This is a genomic window from Pseudarthrobacter oxydans (genome assembly GCF_013314975.1).
Lineage (GTDB): Bacteria > Actinomycetota > Actinomycetes > Actinomycetales > Micrococcaceae > Arthrobacter > Arthrobacter oxydans.
This window is the reverse complement of sequence record NZ_JABTYH010000045.1, coordinates 1-13,823: the sequence shown is the minus strand read 5'-3', so window position 1 is coordinate 13,823 and position 13,823 is coordinate 1. Positions and strand designations below refer to the sequence as shown.

The following is a 13,823-nucleotide window of genomic DNA, read 5'->3' as shown; positions in this document are numbered from 1 at the left end:
AGGAATGCCCATGAATGCACCGGACAAAAACACTCCCCGCACCCGGCGAAACGGCGCGCGCAGTGCGGCGCCACGCACCAGCGTCCTCAGCGGTGTGCTGGCTGTTGTCCTCGCCGCCGGTCTGGCATCCTCCAGCCCGGCGGCCTTCGCGGACGAGCTCGAAGACCGGCAGAAGGCGCTTGAGGCCGAGGCCTCACGGGTCCAGCAATCCCTGGAATTCGTCGATTCGCGCATCGCCAAGGCGGCCGGCGACCTGGTGATTTACCAGGGCCAACTTCCAGGCGCACAGCAGGCGCTCCTTGAAGCGCAGGGCCGCGTGGCCGGTGCCGTCAAGGAGGTTGAGGCGCTCTCCGCCCGCGTGGACATGGCACAGCAGAACAAGGCCAAAATTACGCAGCAGCTCGAGTCTGACAAGCAGAAGATCGCCGACACCAAAAAGCTGATCGGCCAGATTGCCACGCAGGCCTACAAGTCCGGCGGCGTCCCCTCCAACCTGTCCCTCTTCTTTGGGTCCAACAACGGCGGCAGCCTGACCGAAACGATGGACCTGGCGGACCAGGCCATGCGGAGCCAGAACGCTGCCATGGACAAACTGTCGCAGCAGAGCGCCACCAACGTGAACTCTGAAGCGCGCCTCCAGGCGGTCGAGGCAGAGATCAAGGACCTGAAAGCCAAGGCGGATGCAGCCCTGGAGCGGGAAAAAGCCGCCCGCGATGAAGCGGCCGCCAAGAAGGAACAGGTCGACAAACTGATCGCGGACACCACCCGCCTGGACGCGGAGCTGCAGGCTGCCAAGCCTGGCATCCAGTCCCAGCTGGCCGGCGTCCAGGCGAGCCAGAATGCGGTGGCAGCCGAGATCCAGGAGCGCGACCGCAGGCTGCGGGAAGCCTGGGAAGCAGAGCAGCGCAGGAAGGCTGAAGCAGCGGCGGCGGCCGCGGCGGCAGCTGCCGCAGCCGAGGCCGCAGCGAGGAACCAGCCGCCGCCGCCAGCGCCCCCGGCACAGTCGTTCATGCCGCCGGTCGGGTCGCCGTCGGCATTTGGCCTCCGACATCCTTTTGACGGCAGCGTTCCCATCACGTCCGGTTTCGGATGGCGGGCCACCCCTCCGGGGACCATCGACTTCTACGGCCAGGGCGGGTACATGCACACCGGGCTGGACTTTGGCGCGGCGTGTGGCACACCCGTCTATGCGGCGGCAGCAGGGGAAGTCTTCAGCTCCGGCTGGAACTCTGGTGACGGAGGCGGCTGGCGGGTGAAGATCTCCCACGGCCTCATCGAAGGCAATACCCTGAACACCATCTACTACCACAACGCCAGCATCGTGGTCTCCAACGGCCAGCGGGTATCGCAGGGACAGCTGATCGCCTACTCCGGCAACACGGGCAACTCCACCGGCTGCCACGCCCACTTCGAAACCTGGCTGAACGGCAGCCCGGTGGACCCGATGAGGCTGCTGTAGCACCGTCTGCACCCTGCCGTACACTGGTATGACTCCGCGCCGGTTGGCCCGGGGGACAACCGAACTGACCTGAGGAGCTTTCCCTTGCCTAAAGAAAGTGGCCGTAAAGTGGTGGCCACCAACCGCAAGGCCCGGCACGACTACCACGTGCTGGATACCTACGAGGCTGGAATCGCGCTCATGGGCACCGAAGTGAAATCCCTGCGCGAGGGCCACGCCTCCATGGTGGACGGCTTTTGCACCTTCTATAACGACGAGCTGTGGATGGAAGCCATCCACATCCCTGAATACAACCAGGGAAGCTGGACCAACCACGCGGCCCGCCGGCGCAGGAAGCTCCTGCTCCACCGTGAGGAACTCATCAAGATCTCCCACAAGGTGCGCGAGTCGGGCTACACCATCGTCCCGCTGCAGCTCTACTTTGTGGACGGCCGCGCAAAGGTGGAAATCGGTGTGGCCCGCGGCAAGCGCGAGTACGACAAGCGGCAGACCCTGCGCGAACAGCAGGACAACCGCGAGGCGCAGCGTGAGATGCGGGAGCGCAACCGTCGCCGCTAGGAATGTTTTGGCCCGGGCGTGCGTTATGATGAATAGTCCGGTGGGCCAGCCTGCCGGTTTGATAAAAGAATATGGGGATGATCGGTTTCGACGATGTTAGTCGCGACAGGTGAAGCGGGCCGAGGATGCAGAATTATCTCGTAAACGCTGTCTGCAAACCAATAAGTGCCGAATCTAAGCGCACTGACTTCGCTCTTGCTGCCTAAGCAGTAAGACAGTCCGTCAGCCCGAGGTTGCTATCGCCCCGGATCCTGGCGTCATTTAGATAGCCACTGCTGTCCACCTCCGTCATCGGGGTGAACGGGACTCTTAGATGACTGGGCCCGGATCAGCCAGCTGTTTGCAGCATGGCTGGGGCCGAGAAAATCCGACGCAAACTGCGCCCGGAGAAGCCCTGACAACACGACATCGGACGGGGGTTCAATTCCCCCCATCTCCACATTTTGAAAATGCCGCAAGGCAGACTGAAAGACCCGGACATTGCGTCCGGGTCTTTCGGTGTTTAAGCGCGGCTTGCCTGTTCACCGACGGCGTAGCGGGGCCTGGGACTAGCGGCCGGCATCCATGGGTTGTCCTCTATAAGATCCGGCGTCGCGGCCCAGGCCGGGCCGGAAGTGGCCGGAACCAGCGGCGGAGCAGCCAGGAGGTGCCCCATGAACCAGATGCGTGAGCCCAGTCCCGAAGAGTACGACGACGGCGCGCTGGACTCCTATTCGGAGACGGTCATGCGGGTGGCTGAGACCGTTACGCCGCACGTCGCGGCCATAGAAATGACCAGCACCCGCCGGAACGGCAGGTTCCGCGTGGGGGCAGGTTCTGCGGTCCTCTTTACCGAGGACGGCTACCTGCTGACGAATTCCCACGTGGTGGCCGGTACCAACAAGGGGCACGCCGCATTTGCCGACGGCAGCCGGACCGATCTCGAGCTCGTGGGCGTGGATCCGTTGTCGGATCTCGCTGTGGTCCGCGGCAAGGCACCAAGGGTGGCCCCCGCGCGCTTCGGCGACGCCGAGACCTTGCGTGTGGGACAACTGGTGATCGCAGTCGGGAATCCGCTCGGGCTGGCGGGTTCGGTCACGGCCGGAGTCGTCAGCGGCCTGGGCCGTTCCATCCCGGTCTGGGCCGGTGGCAACCGGAGGATGATCGAGGACGTCATCCAGACCGACGCCGCCCTCAACCCAGGCAGCTCCGGCGGCGCGCTGGCGGACGCGCATGGCAGGATCGTGGGCATCAACACCGCCGTGGCAGGGGCCGGTCTGGGACTCGCTGTTCCCATCAATACGACAACATGGCGCATCATCGCGGCCCTGCTGAACGATGGGCGGGTCAGGAGGGCATACCTGGGTGTGGTCAGCACGCCGATCAGGCTGAACGCCAGCGCAGTGATCAGGACGGGCCAGCGGGACGGGCTCAGGGTGGTGGAGGTCCTGGCCGGATCACCCGCAAACCGCGCGGGCCTGGAAGCCGGTGACATCATCCTCACAGCCGGAAGCCGCGCCGTCAGCACCGCCGAGAGCCTGCAGAAGCTGCTGTTCGCCGATGCGATCGGACAGCCACTGCCGATCAGGGTGCTGCGGCACGGCAGGGCAGAAGACCTCGTCGCCGTGCCCGAAGAAATGCAGGCAGACGGGCAGTAGGCCTACCGGCGCTTCTTCAAATGCGCCACGGGGTCCTGGGCAGCCTCAGGGTGCTTGGCCTTCTTCTCGGCGCGTTTTTCCTTGATGGTCTTGACCGGCTTCTTTGCGAGGTTCTGGTGCGGTGTTTTGTCCGGCATGGCGTGCTCCTTACAGCAGGGGACGGGCTGCGTCCCTCTTCGTAAGTTACGCCTATTCAGTCCCGAATGTAATGGCCTGGAATGGCATGGAATCAGTCCGGAACAGGCACGTCTGCGATGCCCACAAAACGTGTCCCAACGCCGTCAAATTCGCTCCGGACGAACCCCGTGCGGACCGCCGGCACCTCGTCCGGCCGGTGGTGGCCGCAGATCACGTAGGTGAAGTCGGGCCACCACTTCTTGGGGCGGGCCGCCTCCTCGTAGCCGCAGACCGCGCATTCGAGGTGGACCCAGACCGGGCGCTTGCCCGTGCGGTTGGCACGGGACTGGACCAGCCAGGGCGGAGGGTTGTCCAGGATCTCGCCCAGCTGGGCCTCGGTCAGCCATTTTGGAAGGCCGTGGCGCTGTGCCATCTCCATCGGTACGTCAAGGGCAATGGCCGCGTCGCGTCTGCTAATCATCACCATCCACGATACGGGAGCCCACCAAATCAAGGCCCCCGGGGCCGCGCCTTCTATACCGCAGACACCAGGGCGATCCCCGCCGCGGCCGCAGCCAGGCCCAGGACCAGGTTGGCGGCAACGTTCACCGCAGCCGACCCGAGGCGTTCCTCGCTCAGGAGCCGCACCGTGGCCGTGGTCCAGGAACTGAAGGTGGTGAGTCCGCCGGCCAGGCCTGTCGCCAGCGCCGCCTGCCACTCCGCACCCAGTCCCAGTCCCACAGTGAGACCGTGCGCAGCGCCGATTATGAAGCACCCCGCCACGTTCACCAGCAATGTGGCCCAGGGCCAGTGCAGCCTCACGGGGGTCCCGGCCCCATGGTTGCCGGCACGCACAGTCTGCCGGGAGCTGTGATGGGCGAACCAGCTGTCAATGCCGAAGCGGAGGAGCGCGCCTGCCACCCCGAAAATCCCCACCAGGGCCGCGGCGATCACTGACGGCTCCCGGTCGGGCGGCCAACAAGCTTTCCGGTCCGCCATCCGAGGCCCGCCGCAGCCAGCCCCAGCACCACGGACAGGCCGAGGTACGCAGTCCACACTCCGTGCTCCCCCTCCCGCACCAGCTGGTCCAGGGAAAAGACCACGGCGGAGAACGTGGTGAAGGACCCCAGGAGACCTGGCCCCAGCCCAGCCCGCAACCAGAAGGGCGTGCGCGGGCGGGCCATCCAGACGGTGGTCAGGGCGGCCAGGATAAAGCTGCCCGCCACATTGATGCTAAGGGTGGTCCAGGGAATGGATCCTGGGAGCTCCGGAAAGACTAGCCCCAGGACGTACCGGAGTTCTGTCCCCGCCAGGCCCCCTGCGGCAACGGCCAGCCAGGCGCCTGCCCTGGGCATCCACGATGTCTTCGGCCCGCTCATGCCCCGGGCAAGGTTACGGGAGATTCGGCGTCCCCCAGAAGGCAGCCCGGATGGGGTCGGTCGCTGTGCACCCACAGCGCCGACGTGATCTCATCGGCGAGGTCGTAGTCGCGCGTACGGCCTGAGTCCCGGACACGCACCACCAGCGCGCCTCCGAACGGCCTGCGGCCCACCACCTCCACTTCGGCGTCGAGGTCTATCTCCTCGGCCGCAAGGTAGCGGAGCAGGTCCGGATTGTCGTCGCTGATCCGGGTGATGCGGCCCGTGTGGCCCTGGTCCAGCTCTCCCATGAGGTGCGCGCGGGGCATGAAGACCTGGCCGTCCGCCGTGGGAATCGGATCGCCGTGCGGATCCCGCTGCGGGTTGCCCAGCTTCGCCGCCACGCGTTCTATGAACGTGTCCGAGACAGCGTGCTCCAGAAGTTCGGCTTCGTCGTGGACCTCGTCCCAGCTGTACCCCAGCTGCTGGACGAGGTAGGTCTCGATCAGTCGGTGGCGCCGCACCATGGCGAGCGCAAGTTGCAGGCCGGACTCCGTGAGCCTGATGGCACTGTACGGTTTGTGGTCCACCAGGCCCTGGTCCTTCAGCTTCCGGACCATCTCTGAAACGGAGGAATTGGCCACCCCCAGGCGTTGTGCCAGCTGGGAGGAGGTGATGGGTTTGTCCTGCCACTCAGTGAAGGAGTAGATGACCTTGACGTAGTCCTCGATGGAGGAGGAGGGAGCGCTGGTCTTCACAGGATCCAGCCTACCGGCTGCCCCTGGCCGCACGTGGACTGGCGTGCGCTCAAGCCCGGACCGCCCGCCATGCGAGCGTCAGGTATGGAAGTTCCAGTTCCTCGTCCGGTCCGTGGCCCAGGTGCTCGTGAAGGTACCAGTCCAAATTGGCCAGGACTTTTGCCCGGGTGGCCTCTCCGGCGCGGAGGTAATAGCTCCGCGATTTTGTCAGTTCCATCAGGTCTGCTGTGGTCACGGAGTCCTGCCAGTGCGTGAGGTGGTCCTCCAGCGCACCGAACTCGGGCCCTATGAGCGGGCGGTGGCCGGGTTTGTAGACGTCCCCGGCATGCATGATCCTGGAGAGCCGGTGGACCCAGGGGACGGATGTGTCCAGCTGGTTCCAGACGAGTCCCAGCGTTCCGTGGGGACGGAGGACGCGGGCAAGTTCCGTACTGGCCCTCAGGGCATCGCACCAGTGCCAGGCCTGCGCCACGGTGACGACGTCGAAAGCCGCGTCGGGCAGGCCGGTCGCCTCTGCGGTTCCAAGGACAGCCGTGGCGGCGGGGACGTGCTCAGCCAGCTGTGCGAGCATGTCCGCTGACGGGTCCACCGCCGTGACGGAGAGTCCCAGGTCCAGCAGCAGTTCAGTGAACTTCCCGGTGCCGGCGCCCACGTCGAGCGCATCGCGTGCTCCCGAAGGCACCAGCCAGCGCGCTGATTCGGCAGGGTAGCCGGGCCGCACCTGCTGGTAGTGCCTGCCGCCGTCCTGGAAGCTCTGGCCGAGCTCCCGGCGCCGGCCGTGATCCAGCCGTGGGCCACCCCGTGCCACGCGCGGCCTCCTTCATCCGGTTCCTTTGGTGTCCTCCGAATTTACCGCATCAGCCGCAACGGCAGGGCGCCGGCCGGCAGGCCAGCCGCAGGTCAGTCGTCGATGCAGGGCGCGGCGCCGGCCGTTCCCGGGGTGTTGGGCGCCCAGTGGGGGTACGTGCGGTTGTCATTGGCGGGAACCCAGCGGCCGGCGTCCACCACATAGTCCCAGCCAAGGCCCTTGGTCCGCAGGTCCCGGATGCCTGCCAGCAGACGTTCGGCATCCTCCAGCCTTGAGCCGACGCCGAAGCTGGCCCGCAGGGAACCGGAGGGAAGGCCCAGCCGCTTCAGCAGCGGGTGCGCGCAGAAGCGGCCGTCGCGCAGGCCCACTCCATGTTCTGCCGAGAGGTAGGCGGCCACCAGGCCGGCGTCGTAGCCTTCCACGGAGAAGTTGACCACGCCGATGGTGTCGGTGTCCGGGTTGGTGTCCTTGAAGATCTGGTGGACGGTGACGCCGTCGATTTCCTGCAGGCCTTCCACCAGGAAAGAGCGGATGGCTGCTTCATGGGCATGCCAGCGGTCCTGGTCCAGTTCCGCGATGACCTGCGTGGCGCGGGCCAGGGTCGCCGCACCCAGCACGTTCGGCGATCCGCCCTCGTGGCGGGCCGGCCCGGTTGCCCAGCTGACGCCGTCGAGCCTGGCTTCCTTGACGGCGCCGCCGCCCGCAAGGTGCGGTGTTCCGGCGTCGAGCCAGTCCGGCCGGCCCACCAGCACGCCGGCACCAAAAGGTGCGTAGAGCTTGTGGCCCGAGAAGGCGAGGTAGTCGACGTCGTCCGCAGTGATGTCGACCCGCCGGTGCGGCGCCAGCTGGGCCGCGTCCACTGCGATCCGTGCGCCGTGCTCGTGCGCCAGCGCGGCGAGGGCGCGGATGGGAAGGATTTCGCCCGTGACGTTGGAAGCCCCGGTCACGGCGAGCAGGCTGACGCCGCCCTGCTGCAGTTCCGCGCGGACCGCGTCAATGGTAGCCGCAATGGTGTCCTCTGCCACGATGCTGCGGTGGGGGACACCCTGCCACGGAAGGAGGTTGGCGTGGTGCTCAATGTCGAGGTACAGGACGTCGCCGTCGGGCCGCCCGTCGGTGACGGGCAGGCAGCCCGCCAGCAGGTTGAGGGAGTCAGTGGTGTTCCGGGTAAAAATCACCGAATCGTCCGGGCGCCCGCCTACGAAGTCGCGGACGATGGCGCGGGCATTCTCATAGACCGAGGTGCTGATCTGGGAGGCATAGCCCGCACCGCGGTGGACGCTGGCGTAGAAGGGCAGGATCTCGTTGAGGTAAGCCGACACCACGGAGAGGGCGGGGGCGGATGCGCCATAGTCCAGGTTGGCGTACCGGGCGTGGCCGCCATGGATCAGCGGGGCCTGGATCTCGGCGCCGCTGACTGCTGCGAGCGGACGGCCGGCGGCGGCGCGGCGCTGGTCGGAAAACGCCGGCGATCCCGGCAGGGCGGCTGCCTGACGCTGGACGGTGGCTTGGGGCGAGACTGCTTCGGGGGAGACGGTGGCAGTTGTCACAGAGACCTCACTTCAGAACAGGACTCCGTGCAGGAATCCGCGCTTGCCGCATCCCTTCCGGACCGGCCTGGTCGTCACCCGGGGCACCCCACCGCGAATGGAGGGTTGCCGGCCAGCAAACCGGGGTTTTGCGCTGGCACTCGTGACCTGGTTAAGAGCGTAGAACATGGGCAGTGAAGGTTAAAAGCCCGCGGAAATGTTAAGGGGTTTGTTACGCGCGCTTGAAAAGGGCCGCCTGCGCCGAAGATCACGACGGCGGACGCCTCTTTTCGGGGGCGCCCGCCGTCGAATATTCGTCCTGCCGGGACTAAAGGAGGTCGTCCAGGTTCGGGTTCAGCCGGCGCAGCACCTCGGAGTGCAGGATGGAATTCGTGGCCAGGGCGTTGCCGCCGAACGGACCGTCCTCGCCCTCCAGCGAGGTGAAGCGGCCACCCGCCTCCACCACGATGGGCACCAGTGCGGCCATGTCGTAGAGGTTCAGTTCAGGCTCGCAGGCGATGTCCACCGAACCTTCGGCCACCATGCAGTAGGACCAGAAGTCACCGAACGCCCGGGTCCGCCACACGTCCTCGGTAAGGCCCAGGAATTCATTGAGGTTTCCGCGCTCCTTCCAGCCGCCAAGGCTCGAATAGGAAAGGGAAGCATCGGACAGATTGGACACATTGGATACCCGGAGGCGGGTGGCAGCGGCAAGTGAACGCCCCATGTAGGCTCCCATGCCCTTGGCGGCCCACCAGCGCTTGCCCAGGGCGGGAGCGCTGACCACGCCCACCACCGGCTCGCCCTCATCCACCAGCGCGATCAGGGTGGCCCAGACCGGAACGCCCCGGACGAAGTTCTTGGTGCCGTCAATGGGGTCGATAATCCACCGCCGCGAGCCGTGGCCTGTGCTGCCAAACTCCTCGCCGAGTACGGCATCGCGTGGACGGGAGCGGGAGAGCTGGCCACGGATGGCTTCCTCGGCTGCCTTGTCCGCATCGGTGACGGGCGTCAGGTCCGGCTTGGTCTCAATGTGGAGGTCCTGGGCCTTGAAGCGGCTCATGGTCTGGTCATCCACGGAATCGGCCAGGACGTGGGCCAGGCGCAGGTCATCGTTGTAGCTCGAAGCGGGTTGGATCATGGTTCCAAACTACCGTCTGCGCGCCGTTCTGCCGGGAAGCGGGCCCGTCAGGTCACGCTGCCCAGTTCCTTTGCCTCCTGGGCTTCCATTCGCGGGTCCGTGCCGAGGAGGCGCCGCAGGGAGCCCAGCCGTGCTGCTCCGGTGGGGCCGGCATGTCCCCCGCCCACCCATGCGTCCAGCCCGCAGTTCACGGCGGTGGCGGTGTGCTTGCACCCGCGCTCACAGTCGTCAATGCCGGGAGAGAGGTCCGGGAAGGAGCGGAGGATGCGGTCCGGGTCCACGTGTGCCAGGCCGAACGAGCGGATGCCGGGGGTGTCGATGATCCAGCTTCCGGACGGCGCATCCGCCAGCTTCAGGGCAAGGGCCGACGACGACGTGTGCCGGCCGCGGCCCGTGACGGCGTTCACTCCGCCGGTGGCCCGTTCCGCGCCGGTCAGCGCATTGACCATCGTGGACTTTCCAACGCCTGAGTGCCCCAGCATCACGGTGACCTTGCCGTCGAGGTGGCCCCGCATCTCGGCGACGGCCGAGCTGTCCAGCCGTGCGGACAGGCCGTCGTCGGAACGGGCGTCAATGCCCGAGGCGGCGGAATCGGCTGTCCGGCTGATGATCACGGGAAAGTCCAGATGGGTGTAGTTGGACAGCAGTTCCGCGGGATCCTTGACGTCCGCCTTGGTGACCAGCAGGATCGGCTCGATGCCTGCGTCATAGGCGGCCACCAGGGCACGGTCGATGAAGCCGGTCCGCGGCTCGGGGTTGGCGGCTGCCACCACGATCACCAGCTGGTCGGCGTTGGCCACCACTGCCCGTTCCACCGGATCCGTGTCGTCGGCGCTGCGCCGCAGGAGGGTCTTGCGGTCCTGGATCTTTACCAGCCGGGCCAGGGTGTCCGGCTCCCCGGAGACGTCCCCGACCAGCGAGACAAAGTCTCCTGCGACCACCGGGTTCCGGCGGAGTTCCCTGGCCCGGGCGGCAATGACTACCCTCTCGTTCCCCGAGTCCTCTCCCACAACTGCGGTGTACCGGCCCCGGTCAACAGTGATGATGCGCCCCGTGACGGCATCATCGTGGCTGGGCCTGTCCTTGGTGCGGGGCCGGGAGCCCTTCTTGCTGGGACGGATCCGGACGTCCGATTCATCCCAGGAATCAGTGCTCCGCGCCACCGCTGGAACCTTCCGACGCCGTTTCGGCGGGGCCATTCTGCGCCAGCATGTCTGCCCACAGCCGGGGGAAATCCGGCATGGTCTTGGAGGTAGTGCCGATGTCCTCCACCTGGACGCCCTCCACGGCGAGGCCAAGGATGGCGCCCGCAGTGGCCATGCGGTGGTCCGCATAGCTGTGGACGACGCCGGCGTGCAGCTGTGCGGGGCGGATCACCAGGCCGTCGCTGGTTTCCTCTGCGTCACCGCCAAGGCGGTTGATCTCGGTGACGAGGGCGGCGAGCCGGTCCGTCTCGTGGCCCCGCAGGTGCGCGATGCCGGTGAGCCGGGAGGGGCCGGTGGCCAACGCACACAGGGCGGCCACGGTGGGGGCGAGTTCGCTGGTGTCGGCGAAGTCTCCGCCCTTGATGTGGGGTCCGCCCGTGACCGTGAGGACGCCCTCGTCCAGCGTTACCTCCGCACCCATCGTGGCCAGGATGCTGCGCCAGAGGTCACCGACCTGCTGCGTTTCGTCCGGCCAGCCGGGGATCCGCACCGTTCCGCGGGAGGCCAGCGCGGCGGCGAGGAAGGGGCCGGCGTTGGACAGGTCCTGCTCGATCCGCTGGTCGAAGGCGCGGATGGGGCCGGGGCTGACCACCCAGTGGTTGGGCACCGAGTCATCAACGGCAACCCCGGCGCCGCGAAGGACCGCCACGGTCATGTTGATGTGGTCGAGGCTCGGCACCGGCTTGCCCACGTGCTCGAGGTGCAGGCCCTCGGTAAACCTTGCGCCCACCAGGAGCAGCGCCGAAACGAACTGGGAGGACGCGCTGGCATCGATGACCAGGTGGCCGCCGCGGACCTCGCCCGTGCCCTCCACAACGAACGGCAGTGACGACGGCGTCCCGCCCCCTTCCGCCGATACGGCCACCCCCAGCGCAGTGAGCGCCTCGATGATCGTTCCCATCGGCCGTTTGCGGGCATGGGGGTCGCCGTCGAACACGCTTCCGCCGTTCCGCAGGGCGGCAAGGGGTGGAACGAACCGCATGACCGTACCCGCGAGCCCGCAATCGATCCTTGTCCGGGGTGACGCGGCATCCGGGTCCAGCGGAACCACTTCCAGGTCGGGCCCAAAGGCACCGTCCCCGGGGACCTCCGTGATGGTGGCACCCAACTGGCGGAGTGCCTCGATCATGAGCGCTGAGTCCCTCGAATGGAGGGGGGCCCGCAGGCGGGACGGCCCGTCTGCCAAGGCGGCAAGAACGAGGTACCTGTTGGTCAGGGACTTCGATCCGGGCACGGTGACGGTGGCATCGACGGGCCGGGACGCGAAGGGCGCGGGCCAATGGGGAAGGGGCATTCCGGAGTCATCCCGGACGGCGGCTGCTGCGGTCATGCGGTGTTATGCCCCCGTGGCCTGTTCCACGGCGCGCCGCACAACCTTGTCCGCCTTGTGGAGCTTCTTGTTGGTGGTCTTCCGGGCGTCGGCCGCCAGGTGCGAGGCGTTCCTGCGTGCATCCGCTGCCAGGTGTTCAGCCCGCCAGGCCAGGCCCGGCTTGCCGGCGGTGTCAACGGATGCCAGCAGGGCGCCGCCGCTCAGGGACAGGTTCTTGAGGAGCTGGTTACGGCGGTTTTCCCGCCCTTCCTTGCTGCTGATGTCCGCACTGCGCCACTCAACAAAGGTGTTCAGCAGGGAGATCACCGTGAGCAGCGTGGCCGAGAGCCTGGAGAATTTGCCCAGTCCGAAAAGCACGCCGGCTCCCACCTGCGTTCCGCCGATGACGCGGGCAAGGGTTTTCTCGTCCGACTTGAAGGGCAGGGACGCGGCAGCCTTGCGAAGCAGCGGCGAAAGCTGCTGCGCTGTGTCATCGGCGTTTTTGAGCTTATCCACTCCGGCAATGACGAAACTGGAGGCCAGCATGGGGCGGGCAAGCGTGCGGAAAAAGGACATGGATTTCCTCCTGGATGGACGAACCGCATCGAAAGCGGCGGAGTCCGTTCTAGTCTTGCACTTTTGGGGAATATTTGCCGAAGGCGTGGGGTTATTCATGACGCATCCGGGAATGCTGCGCCGCAGGGGAAGCCATGGCTGCAGCATGGAACTGCCGGCAGGCGCAGATCGCCGGATGCAGATATCCAGATTCAGATACAGGGATGGACAAGCAGAGCGGAGTTGTGCCCTTGGCGCGGGTGTTGGACGGAATTGAAACAGCAGGCCCGGTGGCAATGGACTCATTCGAGGCTGAACCGCCAGGCTATGGCTCGCCGCGTGCGCGCAGCCTGCCAGTAGACTTGAAGGCAATGAGCACCCTGGATCCGGCCGTCGCGGCCATGTATGAGGCTTCCGACAGTGAAGCGAAGAGCAGCGCAGCAGCAGGGCCTGAGGCTGCGGAGTCAGCCGTGGTCCCGGCGCCTGCCGAAACCGGCGGGGATCTGGTGGATGTATCCACTGAATCGGTGGAACAGCGCCGCCTGAGGTTCGAACGCGATGCGATGCAGTACGTGGACCAGCTGTACTCGGCTGCCATGCGCATGGCGAGGAACCCGTCTGACGCCGAGGACCTCGTTCAGGAGGCCTACACCAAGGCCTTCTCTGCTTTCCACCAGTACCGGCCGGGGACCAACCTCAAGGCCTGGCTGTACCGCATCCTGACGAACACGTACATCAATCTGTACCGGAAGCGGCAGCGCGAGCCGCTCCAGTCCAACTCGGACACGATCGAGGACTGGCAGTTGGCGCGGGCAGAGTCGCACACCTCCAGCGGACTGCGCTCCGCCGAGGCAGAGGCGTTGGACCACCTTCCGGATTCCGACGTCAAAAGGGCGCTCCAGGACATCCCCGAGGAATTCCGCCTTGCGGTCTACTTCGCGGACGTGGAGGGGTTCGCCTACAAGGAAATTTCAGACATCATGAACACGCCCATCGGCACGGTGATGTCCCGGCTCCACCGTGGCCGGAGGATGCTGCGGGACATGTTGGGGGAGTACGCCGCAGAGCGCGGGTTCAAGACGGCCGCTACTTCACAGGACGCGGCGGGAAGCACACAACAGGAGAACAGGAAATGAGCGACTGCCAGGGATTGGGCGACTGCGACGACACCCGGATGCAACGCATTTACGAGTACCTCGACGGTGCCCTGACCCGCGAGGACATCACGGAGATCAAGAACCACCTTGATGACTGCCCGGAATGCACGGAGCAGTACGACCTTGAGTGCGTGATCCGCAACATGGTTAAACGCTCCTGCACCGAAGCTGCTCCGGAAAACCTGAAGAACGCCATTCTTGACCGGATCCACACCATCCGGCCGGTGGACGC

General features: G+C 66.4%; 16 protein-coding genes, 1 other RNA gene and 1 riboswitch. Of the genes, 6 read left to right on the top strand and 11 right to left on the bottom strand.

All coding sequences use genetic code 11. The annotated features are described in order from the left end of the window. Positions 1–10: 10 nt before the first annotated feature. The 4 genes from HTS88_RS20350 to HTS88_RS20335 all read left to right on the top strand — a co-directional run bounded on the left by HTS88_RS20350 (position 11) and on the right by HTS88_RS20335 (position 3,654). Positions 11–1,459, top strand: coding sequence for a peptidoglycan DD-metalloendopeptidase family protein (locus tag HTS88_RS20350; protein WP_174181721.1), 1,449 nt, complete (start codon positions 11–13; stop codon positions 1,457–1,459). An 84-nt stretch (positions 1,460–1,543) separates the two neighbouring features. Further along, positions 1,544–2,017, top strand: coding sequence for an SsrA-binding protein SmpB (smpB, locus tag HTS88_RS20345; protein WP_050054575.1), 474 nt, complete (start codon positions 1,544–1,546; stop codon positions 2,015–2,017). Between the two features lie 73 nt (positions 2,018–2,090). Continuing rightward, positions 2,091–2,459, top strand: a transfer-messenger RNA (tmRNA) gene (ssrA, locus tag HTS88_RS20340). Between the two features lie 211 nt (positions 2,460–2,670). Then, on the top strand, positions 2,671–3,654 hold the full coding sequence (locus tag HTS88_RS20335; protein WP_174181719.1) for a S1C family serine protease: 984 nt from the start codon (positions 2,671–2,673) through the stop codon (positions 3,652–3,654). A gap of 2 nt (positions 3,655–3,656) precedes the next feature. Here the strand turns inward: HTS88_RS20335 and HTS88_RS22370 are convergent, their stop codons facing one another. From HTS88_RS22370 to HTS88_RS20285, 11 genes are all read right to left on the bottom strand, one after another. After that, the gene (locus HTS88_RS22370) at positions 3,657–3,791 is read right to left on the bottom strand and encodes a hypothetical protein (RefSeq protein WP_281359112.1); all 135 of its coding nucleotides are present in this window, start codon (positions 3,789–3,791) and stop codon (positions 3,657–3,659) included. 92 nt (positions 3,792–3,883) lie between these two features. Next, the gene (locus HTS88_RS20330; protein ID WP_174181717.1) at positions 3,884–4,252 is read right to left on the bottom strand and encodes a hypothetical protein; all 369 of its coding nucleotides are present in this window, start codon (positions 4,250–4,252) and stop codon (positions 3,884–3,886) included. A 53-nt stretch (positions 4,253–4,305) separates the two neighbouring features. After that, positions 4,306–4,725, bottom strand: a complete 420-nt coding sequence (locus HTS88_RS20325) for a CrcB family protein (RefSeq protein ID WP_174181715.1) — start codon at positions 4,723–4,725, stop codon at positions 4,306–4,308. Further along, positions 4,722–5,126 (bottom strand): fluoride efflux transporter FluC, encoded by a 405-nt coding sequence (locus HTS88_RS20320; RefSeq protein WP_246256514.1) that lies wholly within the window; start codon positions 5,124–5,126, stop codon positions 4,722–4,724. Before HTS88_RS20320 ends, HTS88_RS20325 begins: the two co-directional genes overlap by 4 nt. A gap of 20 nt (positions 5,127–5,146) precedes the next feature. Next, positions 5,147–5,887: an iron dependent repressor, metal binding and dimerization domain protein gene (locus HTS88_RS20315; protein WP_174181711.1), complete on the bottom strand. Its 741-nt coding sequence runs from the start codon at positions 5,885–5,887 to the stop codon at positions 5,147–5,149. Between the two features lie 49 nt (positions 5,888–5,936). Next, positions 5,937–6,695, bottom strand: a complete 759-nt coding sequence (locus tag HTS88_RS20310) for a methyltransferase domain-containing protein (RefSeq protein ID WP_174181709.1) — start codon at positions 6,693–6,695, stop codon at positions 5,937–5,939. 92 nt (positions 6,696–6,787) lie between these two features. Further along, positions 6,788–8,245: an aminotransferase class V-fold PLP-dependent enzyme gene (locus HTS88_RS20305; RefSeq protein WP_374724814.1), complete on the bottom strand. Its 1,458-nt coding sequence runs from the start codon at positions 8,243–8,245 to the stop codon at positions 6,788–6,790. A gap of 34 nt (positions 8,246–8,279) precedes the next feature. After that, positions 8,280–8,393, bottom strand: a riboswitch (SAM riboswitch). A gap of 159 nt (positions 8,394–8,552) precedes the next feature. Further along, on the bottom strand, positions 8,553–9,365 hold the full coding sequence (gene hisN / locus HTS88_RS20300; protein ID WP_174181707.1) for a histidinol-phosphatase: 813 nt from the start codon (positions 9,363–9,365) through the stop codon (positions 8,553–8,555). Positions 9,366–9,412: 47 nt separating this feature from the next. After that, positions 9,413–10,528 (bottom strand): ribosome small subunit-dependent GTPase A, encoded by a 1,116-nt coding sequence (gene rsgA, locus HTS88_RS20295; protein WP_174181705.1) that lies wholly within the window; start codon positions 10,526–10,528, stop codon positions 9,413–9,415. Further along, on the bottom strand, positions 10,512–11,900 hold the full coding sequence (gene aroA / locus HTS88_RS20290; protein WP_174181703.1) for a 3-phosphoshikimate 1-carboxyvinyltransferase: 1,389 nt from the start codon (positions 11,898–11,900) through the stop codon (positions 10,512–10,514). The genes rsgA and aroA overlap by 17 nt, the downstream gene beginning before the upstream one ends. A gap of 6 nt (positions 11,901–11,906) precedes the next feature. Further along, positions 11,907–12,455 carry a DoxX family protein gene (locus HTS88_RS20285; RefSeq protein WP_174181701.1) on the bottom strand — a complete coding sequence of 183 codons (549 nt, stop codon included), beginning with the start codon at positions 12,453–12,455 and terminating at the stop codon, positions 11,907–11,909. 275 nt (positions 12,456–12,730) lie between these two features. Between HTS88_RS20285 and HTS88_RS20280 the strand changes: the two genes are divergently transcribed. Together HTS88_RS20280 and rsrA are read left to right on the top strand one after the other, a co-directional pair. Next, on the top strand, positions 12,731–13,570 hold the full coding sequence (locus HTS88_RS20280) for a sigma-70 family RNA polymerase sigma factor (RefSeq protein WP_377088059.1): 840 nt from the start codon (positions 12,731–12,733) through the stop codon (positions 13,568–13,570). Continuing rightward, positions 13,567–13,823 (top strand): mycothiol system anti-sigma-R factor (gene rsrA, locus HTS88_RS20275; protein WP_157241802.1); only part of this gene is annotated, 257 nt, incomplete at its 3' end. The genes HTS88_RS20280 and rsrA, both read left to right, overlap by 4 nt.